Source organism: Enorma timonensis (genome assembly GCF_000321165.1).
Lineage (GTDB): Bacteria > Actinomycetota > Coriobacteriia > Coriobacteriales > Coriobacteriaceae > Enorma.
This window is the reverse complement of the sequence record NZ_CAPF01000084.1, coordinates 1-3030: the sequence shown is the minus strand read 5'-3', so window position 1 is coordinate 3030 and position 3030 is coordinate 1. Positions and strand designations below refer to the sequence as shown.

Here is a 3030-nt window from a genome sequence, read left to right as displayed (position 1 = left end):
CGCCTCGAGCCCCATGGCGCCCAGGATCGCGGCGGCCCCGCCGGCGACGGCGAGCGCGCTCACGACGCCCACCACCGCCCGGCGCGCCTTGGGCGACCTGCTGCCCAGGTAGCCCTCGGCCGGGTCGAGCTCCCACACGCGCCGGCGGCCGCCCTCCTCGGCGCCCTGTTCCGCATCCTCCGTGTCGTCGGACGTGAGCTGCGCGATGATGCGCGCCAGGCTCCGCCGCCCCTCGCGCGGGCTGCCCAGGCCGGGCAGGAACCAGTCGCCGAACTCCTGCATCGACGCCATGCGCTGCGCGGGGTCGGGGTCGAGGGCGCAGAGCAGCGCCTCCTCGGCGTTCTCGGGGATGTCAGCGAGCAGGCTCGAGGGGTAGATCACGCCCTTCTCGATGCGCCTGAGGGAATCCGCCGGGGTGCCGGCGCGGAACGGCGCGGTGGCGCAGAGCGACTCGTAGAGCACGGCGGCGAGCGAGAAGATGTCGCTCCGCTCGTCCACGACCTCGCCGCGCAGCTGCTCGGGCGGCATGTAGCCGATCGTCCCGCCGCGTGCGCCGCCGAAGCCCGCGGCGCTCGTGAGCGTGGCCATGCCGAAATCCGTGAGCTTCACATGTCCGTTGTGGTCGATGAGCACGTTGGCGGGCTTGATGTCGAGGTGGAGCACGCCGTTCTCGTGCGCGTGGGCGAGCGCCTGGACGAGGGCGTCGGCGATGGCGGCGCACTCGTCGTAGGTGAGGGAGCTGCCGTCCACGCCGGAGAGGAACTCCTCGAGCGACATGCCGTCGATGTACTCCATGACCAGGTAGGCGTACTCGGCGTCGTAGGTGAAGTCGATGACCGAGACGATGTTGGGATGCTGGAGCATGCTCGCCGTGCGCGCCTCCGCGAGCGCCGCGGCGCGGGTGCTCTCGGGCGTGGTGCTCAGCTCGGCGGCGAGCGGGATGCGCTTGATGGCCACGCGGCGCTGGAGGCGGGTGTCCATGCACACCTCGACCGAGCCGAAGCCGCCCGTGGCGCGCGTCTCGATGGGGCGGTAGCGCTTGAGCAGCGACGACGCCATGGCGCCGGGCGCGGGAACCGCCTCGGGCATGCGGTGCGTGACGGCCGCCCCCGGCGCGGGCGCGACGGTGCGGCGCGATGGGTTGTGGTGCGAGAACAGCGGCATGCTCGTCCTTGGTGCGTTTATGGTGCGTTGATACAATCCATGATAAAACCCAGACAGGCTGGATTTTATCATGTTTCGAAGCCCCGCCCGCGCCGCGCGCGAGAGGGTATCATGGTGGCACCGAGACGATGCGAGGAGGGGGCGCCGCACATGCCGAACGAAGCCAGCACGGGCAGCGACGCAGGCGCGGACGCCGCCCGGCTCGCCGCGTACGAGGCGTTCGCCGCCGGCACGCGCGCGGAGCTCGCGGACGTCACGGCGCGCATGGACGAGCTCAAGGCCGCCGGCAAGGTGAAGTCGGCCACGTACCGGCAGCTCTTCGCGACGCGCGCCACGCTCAAGGATATCGATCGCCGCCTGCGCGAGCGCGGATTGTAGCATGTAAAATAACCCCAGTGACTTTTTTACATCGCTCAGGTCGAGGGTGTGTGAGTCGTCGCGGATCACTCAGCGATGTAAAAAAGTCACTGGGGTTATTTTACATATGGGATGAGGAGAGGTTCGATGGAGTCGCTCTATAGGAAGTACCGCCCGCTCACGTTCGAGAGCGTCGTGGGGCAGCAGCACATCGTGTCCACGCTCGAGCACGCCGTGACCGAGGGGCGCCTGTCCCACGCGTACCTCTTCTGCGGCCCGCGCGGCACGGGCAAGACCACCATGGCGCGCATCCTGGCGAAGTCGCTGCTCTGCCAGGGCTCCGAGGCCGCGCGCGCCCAGGGCGCGGCGGGGTGCCTGCCGGACGGCACGTGCCCCGAGTGCCAGGCCATCGCCGAGGGCACGCACCCGGACGTCTACGAGCTCGACGCCGCGAGCCGCACCGGCGTGGACAACGTGCGCGAGGAGATCATCGGCTCGGTGAACTTCGCCCCCGTGCGCGGCGCGTACAAGGTCTACATCATCGACGAGGTGCACATGCTCACCACGGCGGCGTTCAACGCGCTGCTCAAGACCCTCGAGGAGCCGCCCGCGCACGTGGTCTTCGTGCTGTGCACGACCGACCCCCAGAAGATCCCCGAGACGATCCTCTCGCGCTGCCAGCGGTTCGACTTCCACCGCATCGGCAACGAGGACATCGTGGGCCGTTTGCGCTTCATCTGCGAGCAGGAGGGCTTCACGTTCGACGACGACGCCCTCGAGATCGTGGCCAAGCACGCCCGCGGCGGCATGCGTGACGCGCTCTCCACGCTCGAGCAGCTCTCGGTGTTCGGCAACGGCGCGGTGCGCTCGGCCGACGCGCGGGCGCTTTTGGGCGAGGTGTCCGGCACGGTGCTCTCGCGCTTCAGCCACGCGCTCGCCTCGCGCGACGTCGCGACCCTTTTCGCGCTCGTGAAGGAGCAGGTCGATGCCGGCGAGGATCTCATGGAGCTCACGCGCGACCTCGTGGCGCACGTCCGCGACGTGTACATGGTCTACGTGGCCGGCGCGCGCCCCGAGCTCATCGAGGGCACGCCCGAGGAGGCGGCGGCGCTCGCGGAGGAGGCGGGGCTGTTCGGCAGCGGCGACCGGCTGTCGCGCGTGCTCATCGTGCTCGACGACGCCGCGCTCGAGATGCGCTCCGCCGCCGACATGCGCCTCGTGCTCGAGATCGCGCTCACGCGGCTCGCGCGCCCCGAGTCCGACCTGACGCTCGAGGCGCTCGCCGAGCGCATCGACGCGCTCGAGAAGCAGGTGGCGCGGGGGATCCCCTCGGCCCCGCTGAGCGCTCCGGACATGGCGGCGCTCGTGGGCGCGGGCACGGCGCACGCGGCGGCTGAGCACTCGGCCGAGTCGGCGGGGGGTGCTGAGAAGGTGGCGGCTGCGGCGGCTGCCCCGGCGGTTTCCGAGCCGGTGAAGTCGGCTGAGGAGCCGCGGGCCGCGAGCGCGCCG

At 70.8% G+C, this 3030-nt stretch carries 3 protein-coding genes; 2 read left to right on the top strand and 1 reads right to left on the bottom strand.

Annotated features, from left to right (window positions below; genetic code table 11):
- A partial coding sequence (locus BN423_RS10875; protein ID WP_019239954.1) for a serine/threonine-protein kinase occupies nucleotides 1-1164 on the bottom strand: 1164 nt, incomplete at its 3' end.
- Nucleotides 1165-1314: 150 nt separating this feature from the next.
- Between BN423_RS10875 and BN423_RS09150 the strand changes: the two genes are divergently transcribed.
- On the top strand, nucleotides 1315-1542 hold the full coding sequence (locus tag BN423_RS09150; protein WP_019239953.1) for a hypothetical protein: 228 nt from the start codon (nucleotides 1315-1317) through the stop codon (nucleotides 1540-1542).
- A 126-nt stretch (nucleotides 1543-1668) separates the two neighbouring features.
- A partial coding sequence (gene dnaX / locus BN423_RS09145) for a DNA polymerase III subunit gamma/tau (RefSeq protein WP_019239952.1) occupies nucleotides 1669-3030 on the top strand: 1362 nt, incomplete at its 3' end.